At 43.5% G+C, this 15,877-nt stretch carries 13 protein-coding genes and 1 pseudogene; 6 read left to right on the top strand and 8 right to left on the bottom strand.

Features of this window, described 5'->3' with window-relative positions; genetic code table 11:
• Nucleotide 1: 1 nt before the first annotated feature.
• From ACRQ5D_RS24740 to ACRQ5D_RS24730, 3 genes are all read right to left on the bottom strand, one after another.
• Nucleotides 2-1,036 (bottom strand): endo-1,4-beta-xylanase, encoded by a 1,035-nt coding sequence (locus ACRQ5D_RS24740; RefSeq protein WP_256337366.1) that lies wholly within the window; start codon nt 1,034-1,036, stop codon nt 2-4.
• Nucleotides 1,037-1,212: 176 nt separating this feature from the next.
• Nucleotides 1,213-2,556 (bottom strand): family 43 glycosylhydrolase, encoded by a 1,344-nt coding sequence (locus ACRQ5D_RS24735; RefSeq protein ID WP_091164047.1) that lies wholly within the window; start codon nt 2,554-2,556, stop codon nt 1,213-1,215.
• 38 nt (nt 2,557-2,594) lie between these two features.
• Nucleotides 2,595-4,505, bottom strand: a complete 1,911-nt coding sequence (locus ACRQ5D_RS24730) for an alpha/beta hydrolase-fold protein (protein ID WP_432326939.1) — start codon at nt 4,503-4,505, stop codon at nt 2,595-2,597.
• A gap of 613 nt (nt 4,506-5,118) precedes the next feature.
• On the opposite strand from ACRQ5D_RS24730, the gene ACRQ5D_RS24725 reads away from it, so the two are divergent.
• On the top strand, nt 5,119-7,539 hold the full coding sequence (locus ACRQ5D_RS24725; RefSeq protein ID WP_432326937.1) for a glycoside hydrolase family 9 protein: 2,421 nt from the start codon (nt 5,119-5,121) through the stop codon (nt 7,537-7,539).
• Between the two features lie 33 nt (nt 7,540-7,572).
• On the opposite strand, the gene ACRQ5D_RS24720 is transcribed toward ACRQ5D_RS24725, so the two are convergent.
• The 3 genes from ACRQ5D_RS24720 to ACRQ5D_RS24710 form a co-directional block, all read right to left on the bottom strand.
• Entirely contained in the window at nt 7,573-8,064 is a 492-nt protein-coding gene (locus ACRQ5D_RS24720) for a hypothetical protein (protein WP_432326936.1), read from the bottom strand.
• 170 nt (nt 8,065-8,234) lie between these two features.
• Complete coding sequence (locus ACRQ5D_RS24715) at nt 8,235-8,510, bottom strand: hypothetical protein (protein ID WP_432326934.1); 276 nt, start codon at nt 8,508-8,510, stop codon at nt 8,235-8,237.
• Nucleotides 8,507-9,355, bottom strand: coding sequence for an alpha/beta hydrolase-fold protein (locus ACRQ5D_RS24710; RefSeq protein WP_432326932.1), 849 nt, complete (start codon nt 9,353-9,355; stop codon nt 8,507-8,509). Before ACRQ5D_RS24710 ends, ACRQ5D_RS24715 begins: the two co-directional genes overlap by 4 nt.
• A gap of 563 nt (nt 9,356-9,918) precedes the next feature.
• Between ACRQ5D_RS24710 and ACRQ5D_RS24705 the strand changes: the two genes are divergently transcribed.
• The 5 genes and pseudogenes from ACRQ5D_RS24705 (at nt 9,919) to ACRQ5D_RS24685 (ending at nt 14,100) form a co-directional block, all read left to right on the top strand.
• A complete protein-coding gene (locus ACRQ5D_RS24705) occupies nt 9,919-11,268 on the top strand; it encodes a ligand-binding sensor domain-containing protein (protein WP_431200665.1) in 1,350 nt (449 codons plus the stop codon).
• A pseudogene (locus ACRQ5D_RS24700) lies at nt 11,265-11,414 on the top strand (two-component regulator propeller domain-containing protein); the annotation flags it as partial. The gene ACRQ5D_RS24705 and the pseudogene ACRQ5D_RS24700, both read left to right, overlap by 4 nt.
• An 87-nt stretch (nt 11,415-11,501) precedes the next feature.
• Nucleotides 11,502-11,747 (top strand): two-component regulator propeller domain-containing protein, encoded by a 246-nt coding sequence (locus ACRQ5D_RS24695; RefSeq protein ID WP_432326930.1) that lies wholly within the window; start codon nt 11,502-11,504, stop codon nt 11,745-11,747.
• Nucleotides 11,744-12,850, top strand: a complete 1,107-nt coding sequence (locus tag ACRQ5D_RS24690; RefSeq protein ID WP_431200863.1) for a triple tyrosine motif-containing protein — start codon at nt 11,744-11,746, stop codon at nt 12,848-12,850. Before ACRQ5D_RS24695 ends, ACRQ5D_RS24690 begins: the two co-directional genes overlap by 4 nt.
• Before the next feature lie 17 nt (nt 12,851-12,867).
• Entirely contained in the window at nt 12,868-14,100 is a 1,233-nt protein-coding gene (locus ACRQ5D_RS24685) for an ATP-binding protein (RefSeq protein ID WP_431200663.1), read from the top strand.
• A 37-nt stretch (nt 14,101-14,137) separates the two neighbouring features.
• On the opposite strand, the gene ACRQ5D_RS24680 is transcribed toward ACRQ5D_RS24685, so the two are convergent.
• Nucleotides 14,138-14,410 (bottom strand): hypothetical protein, encoded by a 273-nt coding sequence (locus ACRQ5D_RS24680; protein ID WP_431200662.1) that lies wholly within the window; start codon nt 14,408-14,410, stop codon nt 14,138-14,140.
• The gene (locus ACRQ5D_RS24675) at nt 14,356-15,030 is read right to left on the bottom strand and encodes a sialate O-acetylesterase (RefSeq protein ID WP_431200661.1); all 675 of its coding nucleotides are present in this window, start codon (nt 15,028-15,030) and stop codon (nt 14,356-14,358) included. The genes ACRQ5D_RS24680 and ACRQ5D_RS24675 overlap by 55 nt, the downstream gene beginning before the upstream one ends.
• Between the last annotated feature and the right edge of the window lie 847 nt (nt 15,031-15,877).

Here is a 15,877-nt window from a genome sequence, read left to right as displayed (position 1 = left end):
GTTAAAAGTTAACCACTTCCCAATATGCCTTTTTTCGCTGAAGTTTTTCATCAAACAACAGCGGGTAGGCTTTGATAACTTTGCGGCTTGTGCCCTCGGTCGCAGCTGCGCCTCCGGCAATACCGCCACCACGGAAATCAAGCCAGCTGTACCGGTCTGACACATTCCAAAATGTAACCCCGGTTATTACCTTTTTGTATTTCCTGAATATTTCAAAAATGGCCTTATACCTTTCGGTTTGCTGAGCGGCCATAGTTTCCGTATAAGCGGAATCCGTTAGCGTTTGATCGCCTGCTTTACGCGGTGGGCCAGTACGTACCGTAACATCCAGCTCCGTGATCTGCAGCTTTAATCCAAGTGCTGCATACTTATCCATAGCTTCAGTTATTTGTTGCAAACTGGGGTCATTTAATTTCCAGTGGCCCTGCAAACCTACTCCTGTTACAGGCACCCCGGCGTCTTTAAGGTTCCTGAGCAATTTACAAATCTTATCCCGTTTGGATGGAACCTCACTGTTGTAATCGTTGTAAAAAAGCTGGGCCTCCGGGTCGGCTTCATGGGCATATTCAAACGCTTTGGCAATAAAATCCTCGCCGCAGATCTGGTACCATAATGAGTTACGCAGATAGTTGTCGGGTTTATCATCAATGGCTTCGTTAACTACGTCCCACGCGTATATTTTACCCTTAAAATGATTGACTACCGTGGTAATATGATCCTTAAGCCGCTTCAGTAACACATCTTTACTTACCTGCTTGCCCGTGCTGTCTTTAAACATCCATGCAGGTGCCTGCGCATGCCAAAGCAAATTATGGCCCCTGATTTTCATGTGGTGCTCTTGCGCAAATGCTACAATGGCGTCGGCGTTTTTCCAGTTATATTCATTTTCGCGCGGATGAATGGGTCCCATTTTCATATCGTTTTCCGGCGTAACACTGTTAAACTCCTTTGCAATCAGTTCTGCTTCAGGTCCGTTTATCGCGGCCATGTTAACAGCTACGCCAATAGGAAAATACTTTCGGTAATAATCTTTCAAACCTTTATCAGCCTTATGTGATGAGACTGCAGTCCGGCCATAATCTGTATTATGATGTAGTGCTTGTCGGTTCGTAAAGGATACCAGAGCGGCAAATCCCGTTAGTAACATCGGAAATTTTAATGTTGTAATCGTTATAAATTTCATGTTGGATCAGTTGCAGGTGTGATTTTAATTTATTTGAAACTTATCCAGTCGATATTAACGCCGGTGCCGCTTTTTAATACTATTACCAGGTTGGCGGTTTTAGATGGGAGAGAAGCGAGGCGGGTTTGTATAACTTGCCAATCGTTCCCTTCGGCAATGTTTGCCGAAGCCAATATACGTCCATTGGGATCGCCAAGCCGCACTTCTATAGTTGCTTTACTTGCTGCATTTGCCAGGATCTGCAATTCTTTAAACTTTTTGCTTTCGAAGTCAACACGATTGTAACGGATCCAACTACCTGCATTGTTGAACGTAGTTTTCCAGCCGTCAAATCTTTTTGCGGTATCAAGAAAGGAGATTTTAACGGTACTGTCCTTATCGCTATACCTGTCTATCTGTATTTTTTCTGAGGCTTTGGTGATCCCCACGCCACGTAGGGTTGGGATAACTTTTTTGATCGTTCCGTCGGCGTTAAAAAACAGGCTGTCGCACCTTATCGATCTGTTTTTGTCGAAATTCGGCGATAGGTCGTCGTTGTGATAAAACAAGTACCACTGATTTTTAAACTGGATGATTGACTGATGATTGGTCCAGCAGCCGGAAGCCGACTCATCCATGATCACGCCTGCAAATTTAAAAGGCCCCATCGGGTTGTTGCCGGTAGCATATTCCAGTCGCTCAATCTTATTGGCCACATGCGGATAGGTGAGGTAATAAATGCCATTGCGTTCAAACAGGTAAGGGCCTTCTTTCAGCCCTTTATCAGGCAGTTGGGCTAAAATTATTGGTTCTGAAGCAAGTTCCAGCATATTTTCATTAAGTTTTGCAGCATACAGGTTACCCTGTGCCCAATACAAGTAGGCTTGTCCGTCTTTATCAATAAATACATTAGGATCGATGCCATGCACCCCTTTTATAGGTTCCGGCTGTGGGATAAACGGTCCATAAGGTTTATCGGCCACGGCAACACCAATGGTAAAGCCGCGACCGTTTTCGCTGCCTTTCATGGTAGTAGGGAAGTACATATAATATTTGCCGTTGCGGAAAATGCAGTCGGGAGCCCACATGCTGTACGAAGCAGGGTCGGCCCAGGGCACTGTTGTTTGACTGATGATCATGCCATGATCAGTCCAGTCGGTGAGGTTTGCTGATGAAAAAACGTGGTAATCTTCCATGCAAAACCAACCAGGGCGGCCATGGCCGGGTGTTGCCTTAATATCATGCGAGGGATAAACATATACCCTGTCGCCAAAAACGCGGGCTGAGGGATCGGCCGTAAACTGGTCCCTGATCAATGGATTTTGCGCCATGGATCGCCCGGTGAAGCCCAGTACTGATCCGAATAGCAATAGCCAGAACTTAATATTTTTCATGAACGGAATGTCTTTGATCTGATTTTTTTGATCATTAATTATTTAAACAGGATGGGGGCAAATTTGTAAAGATCATTTCGCCAAACAGGCCAGGTATGGCCGCCAGGGTACTCGTAATAACTATGTTTTATCTTCATCTCGTCCAGCTTGCCCAGCATAACCTGGCAGTTTTTATACGCGATATCCTCCTTGCCGCCCATGGCAATCCAGAATGCTTTTAGGTTGCTGTTGATTTTGGCGGCATTTTTCTTCATAAAGTCATACTGCGTGTCAGCGATGCTGTTTTGTGCAGGTAAAATCCACCCCGAGCTGAATACACCGAGGTAACTGAATGTATCAGTATTGTAGATACCTGTATATAGCGTGTTGAGCCCGCCCATAGAAAGCCCGGCCAGGGCACGGCCCTGCGCGGTACGGTTAACCCGGTAATTCTTTTCTATAAAGGGAATAATGCATTGTTTTATTTCATTTGCAAAGGTTTTGAGGCCGGCTTCACCAAAACCTCCGCCGAAATTGGCATCGGGCATTACCACTAACATGGGTTTCGCTTGCCCGGCCGCAATCAGGTTATCCATGATCATATCGGTTTTGCCTTGGGTTGCCCAGCCGGTTTCGTCCTCGCCGCCGCCATGTAATATATATAATGCAGGATACTTAACCTGGCTTGCATCATAACCGGGCGGAGTGTAAATGAACAATCTTCGCCATGATTTGGTGACGGTTGAAAAATAAGTTTTGATGCGGATATCGCCATGGGGAACATTTTTAATAGCATAATAATCGCCGCCGTCAAAAGGTACTTCAATGCCGCTCGCCATGCGCCCCATGCCATAAAAAGTTTGACTGGAGGGATCGGTTGTAGCAACGCCATCTATAATCAACGAATAATAATGGAAGCCTTCACCAATTGAATCTGTTGTAGCTGTCCAATAACCGGCCGTGTCTTTTACCATGTCATATTTCTTGCCAAGGTCAACCTGAACTTTTTGAGCATCCGGCGCCTTGACACGGAAAAGCACCCGGTGGTCGGGCTGGATAAAAGGATATTTTGAGCCTCTGATATTGGTAGATGCAGGGCCGCCCGAGATCATCATGTTATATTTATCGATATCCACAGGTTTGAACAGGAACTGCGAGAACAGGTAAATATCATTTTTCCAAACTTTAAAGTCGTGGATTCCCGGCTCGACATTGAAGATATGCGGCACATTTTTTTGTTCGAGGTAATCGTGGGTACGTTTACTGAACGACATTAACCCGTCGTGATCGCCGCAGGAGATCCAAAGCAGCTTAAGTTTGCTTTTAGCTGCATCGGGATCAGGTAACAGCTCTTCTGGTTTTTTAGTGTTGGGTGCCGACAGAAAAGCCTCCAACCCAGGCAAATTTATCCAGGTTGCCCAGCCCAAAATTAAGTGACTGACCACCGCCCATTGATAATCCGGCCAGTGCCCGATGCTCGCGGTCGGTATAAACTGGATATTTTTTTGAATAAATGGGATCAGGTCATCCAGCAAGTCATGCTCAAAAGTTGCAAACGCGGCAACTTTATCCGGGGCCATTATATTGCCGGTGGCACGGTCGTCTTTCATGGCGCGGCCGTTGGGCAACACAACGATCATTGGTTCCAGTTTTTTATCGGCATACAAGTTATCCAATATCACCTGGGGCGTGCCCTGGTTAAGCCATTCAAATTCATCGCCGCCAATACCATGTAGCAGGTACAAAACAGGATATGTTTTTTTAGCGGTATAGCCAGGCGGCAGGTAAACTACCGCGCGCCGTTTGGAATCAACTGTTTTTGAGTTGTAGGTAACGGTGTCTAATTTTCCGTGTGCTATACCAGCGCGATAAGTGTCGAAACCGGCCGGTGAATGTTTAAGAGCTGGCTGTGAAAGGGCCAGCAAGGCAGGCAAAATGCCGATGACGGTGAGGTAGGCTATCTTCTTCATAATTTTGTTGTCAGTTAATCCGCTAAACTGATTGCCTTTCGGATTAAGGACGCTAAAGCGGGTTAAATTGTGTTAGTTTTTGCTCGTTTGAGGAATACCCGAAAGTAGGGCAAGCACTTTGCCGCGGTTAACACAAATCATGATAATGATAGCACGAATGTTTAAGACCTGAAAAATGAACCGTCAACCCGGTTTGTGTAAGTGGATAGGAAGCCGGAAAATACGCCCGCTATTCTTCTTTTTGAATAGTTAATTGTATTGATGGCCAGTTTGTTTTGGATATCTGGAATGCTTGCGGCGGCGGTTGGTTGCGGCTGATTGTAACAATCATATAGCATTTTTTGGAACGAAGCCATGCAGATACATTCGTGGTATCAAAATATTGGATTGTGGTAGCAAACCATTTTTTGTACGGATACTTTCGTACGGTCCGTAATCGGTATTCCGATTAATAAACTTCTTTAATAAATCTTATAAACCATGCAATTGAAAATTTACTTACCGAAGCCGGTCATGATGGTGATGGCATTAATTTTTTGCCTGTCATCCCTCCGGGGCACGGCTCAAAAACTAAAACTAAACAAGTTGGGTTATTTCGAAACGCCCGGCGTAAATGTCCTCGTATTCAGTAACCAGTATAACGGGATCTTTCAGGACAGAAAAAACAGCAGGTGTTGAGCTGATACACCACGGCGTGCGTACAATTACAGGCGGCGCGGTACGGCTGCAAAACACACCCGAGCAATGGGACCTGGTGCCCACGCTGGTTAACCGTAAGGTTGATAGCATCAACCATCAAATTGATGTTACCATGCGTTACGCCGATTATGATTTTGATTCCAGGATCACCGTTATGCCGAAAGGCAATGGCGTTGAATTGAACTTGTTCCTTGATAAACCGGTACCGGAAAAGTTAGCAGGCAGGGCAGGTTTCAACCTGGAAATTATACCATCTGCTTACTTTGAGAAAACATTTTTGATTGATGGAAAACCGGGCGAGTTTCCGCTGTACCCGGCAGGTTTAACAAAAATGCTTCCTTCAAGCCAAAAAATCCCGCAGTTTGCCGGCCACGGCACATTTGACGATCGTGGCCGCAACGAATTTATCGAGCCCGCGCCATTGGCTACCGGTAAAACACTGGTGATGGCGCCCGAAGATCCTGAGCGTACCATTAAAATTCAATCGTTTGATGCCGACCTTAAGTTGTTTGACGGCCGAAGCCTTGCGCAAAATGGATGGTTTATTGTGCGCAGTTTATTGCCGGCAGGAAAAACGGGCAAAGTATTAACCTGGTATATTGAGCCAAATGCAGTACCTGGTTGGAAGCGTGCGCCCGTAATTGAGTTTTCGCAGGTAGGTTACCGCCCCGAGCAGCAAAAGACAGCAGTAATAGAACTGGATAAAAATGACACGCCATTACAAACCGCCACACTTTTTGAGGTAACTCCCGATGGGAAATACATTGAGCGGCTTAAAACAGCCGTGCAGCGCTGGGGGCAATTTACCCGTTATAATTATTTGAAATTTGATTTCAGCAGTGTGAAAAAGGCCGGGTTATATGTGATAGCCTACGGCGACCAAAAAACTAATGCCTTCCCCATCAATGCAAATGTTTATGAAAATATAGGGCATCCTACAATGGATGTTTGGTTCCCGGTTCAGATGGATCACATGATGGTTAACGAGGCCTACCGCGTATGGCATGGCGCGCCTTTCCTTGATGATGCCTTGCAGGCGCCTCCAAACCACCAGCATTTTGATACGTACCAGATGGGGCCAACTACTGATACCAAATATAAACCGCTTGAACGGATCCCCGGGCTTAATGTTGGCGGTTGGTTTGACGCCGGCGATTTTGATGTTGAAACGCCATCGCACTGCAGCGTTGTGCTGAATTTTGTTGAAGCCTGGGAGAATTTTAAAATCGATCGCGACGAAACATATGTAGATTACCCAACCCGATATGTAGATATACACCGCCCCGACGGAAAGCCTGATCTTTTACAGCAAATCGAACACGGTACGCTTAACCTGGTGGCACAGGTCGTGAACATTGGCCACCCGGCGCGCGGAATCATAGTGCCTAATTTGCACCAGTATCATCACCTCGGCGACGCCGTTAACGAAACAGATAACCTGCCTTATAACGCCTCGCTCAAGCCCTACCAAACCGACGGTAAATCAAGTGGTACCATGGATGACAGATGGGCGTTCACTACGAGGAATATAGCACTGGACTACCAGACTACCGCCGCCCTTGCCGCTGCCAGCAGGGCGTTAAAAGGGTACAATGATACACTGTCTGCTAAAAGTTTGCAAAGTGCCTTGAAACTCTGGCACGAAGATGACAGCCTCAAAATGCACATGGACTCGGCTGCCCGGGCACGTAACAGGTTCCTTGCCGGTAACGAAATGCTTGCCGCGCTCCAATTGTATATCACAACCAAAGATCAACAGTATGCAGATCATTTCAAAAAGCTGATTATGCCGATGCTTGATCGCTTTCCCGGCTTTGTTATGATAAGCGCGCTGCACGCTTACCCTTATATGGATAAAGATTACCAGGATAAAATCGCAGCCTATATGCAAAAGTACAAGGCTTCATGTGATGAGTACGATAAACAAAATCCCTATGGTGTGCCGGTTACTCCAGGTGGCTGGGGTGGTAGCGGGCAGGTGATCAATTACGCCATTACCAACTATTACGCCAATAAGTATTTCCCTAATATAATCGGTCCGGAATATGTTTACAAAGGCTTGAATTATATCTTCGGGTGCCATCCTTATTCCAATCTTTCGTTTGTATCGGCTGTCGGTGTACGTTCAAAAAAAGTAACCTACGGTAATAACCGGGCTGACTTCAGGTTTATTGCCGGTGGCGTAGTACCCGGTATCCTGCTGCTTAAACCCGATTTTCCGGAGAATAAGGAAGACTGGCCGTTTTTCTGGGGGGAGAATGAAGTTACAATAGCCGGCTGTGCGCAGTACATTGTTTTGTCAGGAGCTGCTAATCAGTTAGGTCAGCATAATTAACAAGTTAAAGGAGCATTATTTCAAATTAAACAATCACTTCCCCGATTTCGAATAAAGGGATCGGGGAGGTGGATTTAACCTAAGTACAATCACCAAATGAAGTTTAAATTTTTCATAGACAAGATCATTAAGAAAAGTAAATTTAAAAAAGAGATCAGGATTGTTTTTAACAAATACCTTATACCATTTTTCAATGAATTCACTTTCTTTAGTATCTCCTTGATCCTTATGGAAACGACTTTCCCATTTCCCTAATGCATACTGTAAAAAATAAAATCCAGCATCGTTAAGATCAGAGTTTTTTAGCTCACTATTAATAGTTATATCTGACAGACCATTGTATTTAATGACGTTGGTTAATTGTTTTTTTTGCAAGAAATCAATTAGCTGAAAGAAACGCCTGTATAAGATTTCGTTCGGTATATCTGCAAAACCTGCTAAAGTGTGTCGATCTGTAACGTCTTTTAAACCTACTATCGATTCGATTAAAAAGTCTTTGTCAGTCCTTGGATATCGTTCAGCCATCGGTTTAGTAATAATAACGTTAATTATGCAAAAAAGGTTGGTTATTTCGATATATCAAAATAACCAACCTTAAATACTTTATTTTTAGAGGACTGTTTATACCAAGAAGCCCTGCTGGCATTTTGCCGGCAGGGCTTCTTGGTGTATGGCCATGTGAATGTAATTGGTATTTACTCTTTAAAAAGCAAAGGCGCAAGTTCGTAAAGACTACGGCGCCAGGTCAGGAACTCATGTGCGGTGTTTTCAGAAATGTAAGATACCGCGTCATATCCCGCACCTTTTAAGGCAACCACGGCATTTTTAACGCCATCGGGCCGTTCCTTGCTGCCGCAGCTTATGAATATCAGTTTAGGTTTGGTTTTGTCTTTAAGCTCATCCGGCGAATAAGTTCCGCCGCTAAGCAGGGCATAATAGGCAAAAAGCTCGGGCTTGTTTAGTGTTATCATATGCGTTTCCATACCGCCCATTGATAATCCCCCATCGCACGGTGAGCCCTGTCTGCACGTGTGCGGAAGCTTGCATCAACGTAGGGGATAAGCTCGTCAGTTAAAACTGTTTGAAAGTGATCAATCTTAAAACTTTTAAATGCGCCAGGGCCGGGCTTCACGTCGTTGGTCATGCCGTAAGTCATTACAATAATGAATGGCTGTATTTTACCGGTTGCAACTAAGTTATCCATAATCAGGTTGGCATGGCCCTGGTTGCTCCACGCGGTTTCATCTTCGCCCCAGCCATGCTGCAGATATAGTACCGGATATTTTTTTGATTTATCCTTTTCGTACCCTGGTGGCGTGTAAACAAAAGCCCTGCGCTGGGTATTAGTGCTTTTTGAAGGAAAAAGGATCTGCTGTAAATTGCCATGCGGAACATCTTTAAGCGCATAAAAATCCTGGTCGTGTGCGGGGATCTCAATGCCGCTTTCCCAACGTGTGGATCCATAAAAATTTAATGTGCCCGGATCGTTAAATACCCCGCCATCGATGGTTAAGTGGTAGTAATGAAATCCTTCATCCATCGGGCCTTCTGTAGTGCCGGTCCAGAACCCATCAGCTCCTTTTGTGAGTTTGGTGCCCCCGCGCCCGCCAAGGCCAAGGCTGACTTTTATGCTGTCGGACTGTGGAGCCTTAATACGAAAGCGCGCGTAGCCTTGCGAGTTTACCTGTGGGTACTCTTGTCCCGGCTGGTTAAAAGTTGATGGTTTGAAATCTTCGGCAATTGAAGCTGTTTGTGCCATGCAGAGACTGGAGGCACATGTAACGGCCAACAAGGCAAGTAAACATTTTGGTTTCATAATAGAATATTGAGGTTTATAAATTGTGGATATAATGAAGCACCGGGGTTGTCTTGAGCCGGTAAAACATCGGAATGCGATAAATGGATTAAATCATGGTTAATTGTTTTTATTACACATATTTTGGTGGTTGCTTTGGTTTTACTTTTACCGGAGCCCGTTTTCGTTGTTTATGAAAAGTTGATCATGGGTGAAATATTTAAAAATAATTTATAATAGCTATACTGTTGTTTTAGGCGGCTTTTTTTATAATAAAAGTATTTTTATGTCAAAAACAAGGCGCGCAGTTTTTAGCATAATTTTACAACATTTGTCGATAGCAGGTCGGGCAATATCGTTGCCGCAAATTGGTCGATATGTACTTTTGTACAATAATTACAGGTTCAATTGAACAAGTGTGTTATTTCTTTGAACAAATGTTTGCCTGTTTCATCATCATAAAATGTAGATTTGGATAATGATGTTTGTTCGAAGACATCAATCACACCAATTTTAAAACCATAGTTCATCAACAATTTTTTCTGCGGATTACCCGCTCCGGAAAAAAAGTAACAATGTTTGTTATGATGCATTCTGTACCCGATTTGTGTATTCGCAAAAAGATCAATACGGTGCTGGCAGGCACTGTGCGCGTTATACTCACCTTAGTCGTTTTGGCCAACCTCAGTTTCCTGGCAAATGCTCAAGCGCCTAACCTGAAATTTACCGCATTAACCACCAGGCAAGGGTTGATGGGTAACGCCGTAAACGCCATCGTAAAAGATAATAACGGGATGATGTGGGTAGGCACCTCCGAAAGCTTGAACAGATATGACGGAAGGAAGTTTAAAGTTTATACATTGGGTGCCAAAAGACAGGTAGAGCCAGGTTCCTACGAAATAAGCAGTATCAGTATAGACCGTGCCGGTACGCTATGGGTAGGCACTATCGGTTTTGGTTTATATTATTACGATAAGGTGGCGGATGATTTCAAAAGCTTTAGTTCGCCCTTAAAAGGACAGCGTTTAAGCCAGGGTGTTATTACCGCCGTTTGTGCAAACGATAAAAATGAGATTTGGGTGGGAACGGTAAACGGCCTTGATGTGATCAGTCCCGATCGTAAGCATATCAGCCATTTTGAAACCGGGACAGGCAAACCAGGGCTGATACCGGTTAAAAGCATGGGTTATATTTTTGAGGATAGTTACAGCAGGATGTGGGTTTGCACCAATTTAGGTTTGTATTTATATGATGATACGCATAAAGGTTTTAAAGCCTTCCGTCATCAAAAAAACGATACCCGTAGTTTACCCTCGGATGTTGTAATGACAGTTTCGGAGGATAAAGTGGGCAATTTGTGGGTAGGTACAGCTAATGGCTTAAGCCGCCTGGATAAGGATGGTGAACACTTTGTTAATTACTGCTATAATGATAAAGATGAGCAATCGTTATGTGGTGACATAGTTTACAGCATTGCCGCTGATGATAAAGACCACATCTGGGTTGGTACCGAAGGCGGTTTGAATGTTATGGATATCCACACCGGTAAATCCATCCGTTACCGTCATGATCCGCGAGATCCGTACAGTCTTAACAGTAAATCTATCCGAAGCATTTATATCGACCCTAAAGGCATTTATTGGGTGGGTACCTATATGGGCGGCATCAATAAATACGACAAAAACCTCACATTGTTTAATTATGTGCAACCAACCGAGTTAGACCCTTATGGTTTACGCGCGCCAATCGTATCATCTTTCGCGCAAAAAAATGACAATGAACTATACGTGGGAACGGACGGCGGCGGCCTTAGTATTTTCAACAACAAAACCAACCGTTTTACTCATATCGCAATCCAGCCTAAGGAAAAAATAAATTCGGCAGGCCTGCCTGTTTTGGCTATGTTGTTGGATCAAAAAAACAACTTTGGATAGGAACATTCGGCCACGGGCTTTTTAAACTCAATACCGCAAACAATGGCTATACACAATTCACCAGCGGTACCGGAAAGCTAAATATCAGTCAAAATAACATTTTCTGCTTTAAGGAAGACCGCTTTGGTAATGTATGGATAGGTACTAACGGTGCAGGTATCGATATTTTTGACGCCAAGGTTGATAGCTTCCGGCGGTTTAAACCCGCTTTAGTGTCCGTAAAAGGCTATAAAATGCCATCAAATGGCTACATCAGGGCTTTTGAAGAGGATAACGACGGTAAGATGTGGATCGGGTCATATGGTACGGGTATCGCTATTTATAACCCGGCTACCAAAGTGTTCGACACACTTAATCCAATCAATACAGGTCTGCCTATAGCAGAGGTGTTGTCTTTAAAACGCGATACTAACGGCAATATGTGGATAGGTACCAATGGCGATGGCCTTTTCTTTTATGATCATCGGTTAAAAAAATAACCCCGTTTAAATACAATAACCAGTTACCAAACGGTGTAATTTGTAAAATTTTGCAGGATAAAACCAATAATATATGGTTCAGTACAAACCAGGGTATTGGAAGAATTGACCCGGCTGATCAGAAACTTTATGTTTATTGTAACGATAACGGGCTTCAAAACAATGTTTTTTTAAACGGGTCGGGTATTATTGCCGCAGATGGCACGCTTTACTTTGGCGGGGTAGACGGGTTCAATTATTTTAAGGGATCAGATGTAAGGCTTAATAAAAACCTGCCGCCGGTTGTGTTTACTACGCTGAGTATAGATAATAAACGTATTTCGCCCAACCGTGATAACCCCTTGCCTGTTAATATCAGTGAGGCAAAAGAGATCACCATAAAGTATAAACAAGACATCTCCATAAACTTTGTGGCACTTAATTATACCCTTCCACAGCAAAATCGGTATTCGTACATTTTAGAGGGATTTAGCAATACCTGGAAAAATGCAGGAACATCCACAACGGCCAGTTATACCAACCTTGATCCGGGAGAATACACATTCAGGGTACGGGCATCCAATAATGATGGAAAATGGAATGATACCGGTACATCCTTGAAAATTATAGTGAAGCCGCCTTTTTGGAGGACTGTATATGCTTATGTGCTTTATGTTTTGCTGGCCTTTGGCGTGTTGTTGCTCATCCGCAGGCAGGGGGTTAAAAAGCTTAAAAAGAAATTGCACGATGAGCAGGAACGTAAAGCAGCTGAAGCCCGTCATGAGCTGGATGAGATGAAAATTAAGTTTTTAACCAACCTGAGCCATGAATTCCGGACACCGATATCTTTGATAATGGCGCCTGTTGATAAGCTTTTGGAGCAGCCTAACAGCGGGCCTGTTACCGAACAATTAGGCGTTATTAAAAGAAACTCGCGCAGGTTGCTTAACCTGGTTAACCAACTGCTCGATTTTAGGAAACTTGAAGAGAATGAGCTTAAGTTGAATTTGGTTGAAGGGGAATTTATTTCTTTTGTTCGCGAAGTAGTGGATTCGTTTTATGACCTGGCCAATAGAAAAAAATTGTTACAGTATTTAAAACTGCCGGTGAAAGGTTATTTGTAAAATTTGATCATGATAAGGTGGAGCGAATATTATTTAACCTGCTATCCAACGCATTTAAATTTACGATGCCTGGCGGGCAAATTACTGTTGAAGTTACCGCCCCTGTTATATCGGAAGACGGCAATTCATACCGCTTGGGTATTTCGGTTGCGGATACAGGTACCGGTATAGCAGCCGAGCAGGTTAGGCATGTTTTTGACAGGTTTTATCAGGCAGATGCCCAGCCTGCCATACTTAACCAGGGAAGCGGGATAGGCTTATCGATAACACGCGAGCTTGTGCAGTTGCATGGCGGCGAGATTGGTGTGAAAAGTGAATTAGGCAAAGGCTCAATTTTCTCCTTATCAATTTCGTTGCCTGTAATTAATCTTTCAGAGACAGCAATGCATGGGCAAAATACGCCCGAGGCTGCCCCAATCGTTATCGACGATGACAAGAACAGTAAACCGAAGACGGCGATTGCCACTGGTGTTAACCAGCTGCATGTCCTGGTTATTGAAGATAATGATGAAATGAGGCAATACTTGTCCGAAAGCCTGGCTGCAACTTACAAAGTTTCGGAGGCAGCTAATGGCCGTGAAGGGTGGCATAAAGCACTTGCCGTACATCCCGACCTCATAGTTAGTGATATCAGCATGCCTTATATGGATGGGATCCAGCTAAGTTGTAAACTTAGGGCTGATAAAAGGACCAGCCATATCCCAATTATATTATTAACGGCGATGACCAGCCAGAAGGAGCAACTCGCAGGGCTGGAGTTGGGCGTGAACGATTACCTGACCAAACCTTTCAACTTCGATATCCTGAATATCAAAATTAAAAACCTGCTTCATCTAAATAAGTCGCTTAAAGAAACCTATCAGAAGAAGATAAAAGTTATCCCGGCAGACATGGATATCGAATCCTCGTCAGAACGGTTCATTAAAGATGTGGTGATGTATATTGAGAAAAACATCAACAACCCTAAGTTTTCCGTCGAGGAGATCAGCCATCATTTTAGTATGAGCAGGGGATCATTTTATAGTAAGATCACCGAACTAACCGGTGAGCCGCCTGTAGAATTTATCCGCTCCATAAAACTGGACAAAGCAGCTATATTGCTCGAAAAAACCGATTTGACCATTGCAGAGATAGCATACTCCATCGGTTTTTCGACGCCTCATTATTTTACCAAATCATTCAAGGCAAAATATAATGTTCTGCCTTCCGGGTACCGGGTGAAAAAAATAGATGTCAAAAGTGTGGCTTAAGTAAGCTTTCATTTTATCGGATAGAAAAATATCGATATTACCTGCCGGTATTCCCTGTTGTTTGAATAGGTAAAGGATTGGTAGTGGCCGGTGCCTTGTAACCCAACAGATTGAGCATTTGTAATCCGTATCGTGTGCCTAAAATTCGATAGCCATCAGCAGTGAAGTGCAGCTTATCTGATGCAGCCGGGCAGCCAATTGAATTGATCACATATGCGTTGGGGATAACTTCAGGAAGCTTATCAATTATGTGATTCATAGCAGCGCACTTGCCGCCCTGGTCTTCATCAACAAGCTGGCCAGCCAGCAAAGGAACTTTTTGGCCTTTAGGTGAAGATCTTTCAATAGCATATCATAGATGCCTTTTACTTTCAGTGTCCAAAGTGTATCATTTGCGTTAGATTCGCCCTGGTGCAGCAAGATGCCTTTAATCACGCCGGATTTTTGTGCCAGTTTAGCCATCTCGACCAAATGGACATAGGGATTGCCTCCATATTCGTTAATCATGTTCACCATCCAGGAAGGTGCGGTGGCTGCATAATCCTTATAACTGTCTTTCTGGAACAATTCAATTTTACAACCAGCTACCGATACGTTCACAATACCAACTGTTACATCAGGAGGCAGAGCGGCTATCAGGGTACGGCCAAAGTAGTCGGCAGGGGTGAGGCCGGTATTGCAGCGTGCCAATGGTGGTACGGCGGTGTACCAGTTGCCCTTTGCCCGTTTAAGGTTAGGGCAGTCCACAGTTTCCAGTATTTGTAAACGCGGATCAACTACGGTATCCTGTGGCTGTATGCGGGCGTTACCTTCCATATTTGATTGGCCGAAGCACAAAAAAATATAAAACTTTTTGTTTTGGGCAGATGCATCACCAACAAATAATACTACGGTTGCCAACAGGGCAAGAGAAAAGATCCTTAGATTCATTTGATGTTCTTTTAGGTTTCGCGGCAGTCAAAATTGGCGGCCGGCTTGCCGATAAAAATAGGTCAACCTATAGTCATACTATTACAACAATTGTTGAAGTTGTTATAACAGTTGTTTAGGGCATTTTGCAATAGTCTACAATGAACAGCAATAAGTTGGAAATGGGGGAGCGATTGTGCGTTTAGTAAACCAATGTGTTAACCTTTTCAACATGCGTGTCATTTAAAGTTTACAACCTTTAATACATTTGATTGTTCGAGATGTACTAATCGTGAACTCCATAACCTTAACAAAGTTTACTGGTATGATCAACAATTATTTGTAGCATTTGCCTTAATGCGCAAATACTTTATCGGTGTACTTACAAGATATAATACCTCACCCTTATTACTTTTCTTTTTTTAAAATTGGTTGTAAGGACAGCGCGAGGCTGTCCTTATTTGTTTCCTGTAAGCTGGTGTATGCTGTAAATATTTATTATTTCTATCGCTATAAATCAATAAAATTTATTGTTTTAACAATATCTAAATATCGTATTTCGGGCACGCTCCGCAATCGATTGTTGTTGACGGTGTTTTTGTTTGCAAATTAACAAACCGGTGCCGGTTTCTGTTAACAAAAAGCACTTGTCTTTAACTTATTTTGGTTTTTATTTGTATTTAAGTATTTGATAATCAATAATTTGTTTTTTTATTAATCCCGAAAACAGACGTTGGGAAGTGCTATATATCATGCCGGAAAAATGTTTTAACATTGAAAGGAAACCCTGTTATAGGGAACTTGCTTAAACAAATGTTGTAAGATTAAGATAAATACTGCGCTACCTGCCCAACCACGAAAGATAATT

Source organism: Mucilaginibacter sp. P25, assembly GCF_050859465.1.
Classification (GTDB): Bacteria; Bacteroidota; Bacteroidia; order Sphingobacteriales; family Sphingobacteriaceae; genus Mucilaginibacter; species Mucilaginibacter gossypii.
This window is presented reverse-complemented; position numbering and strand designations above follow the sequence as displayed.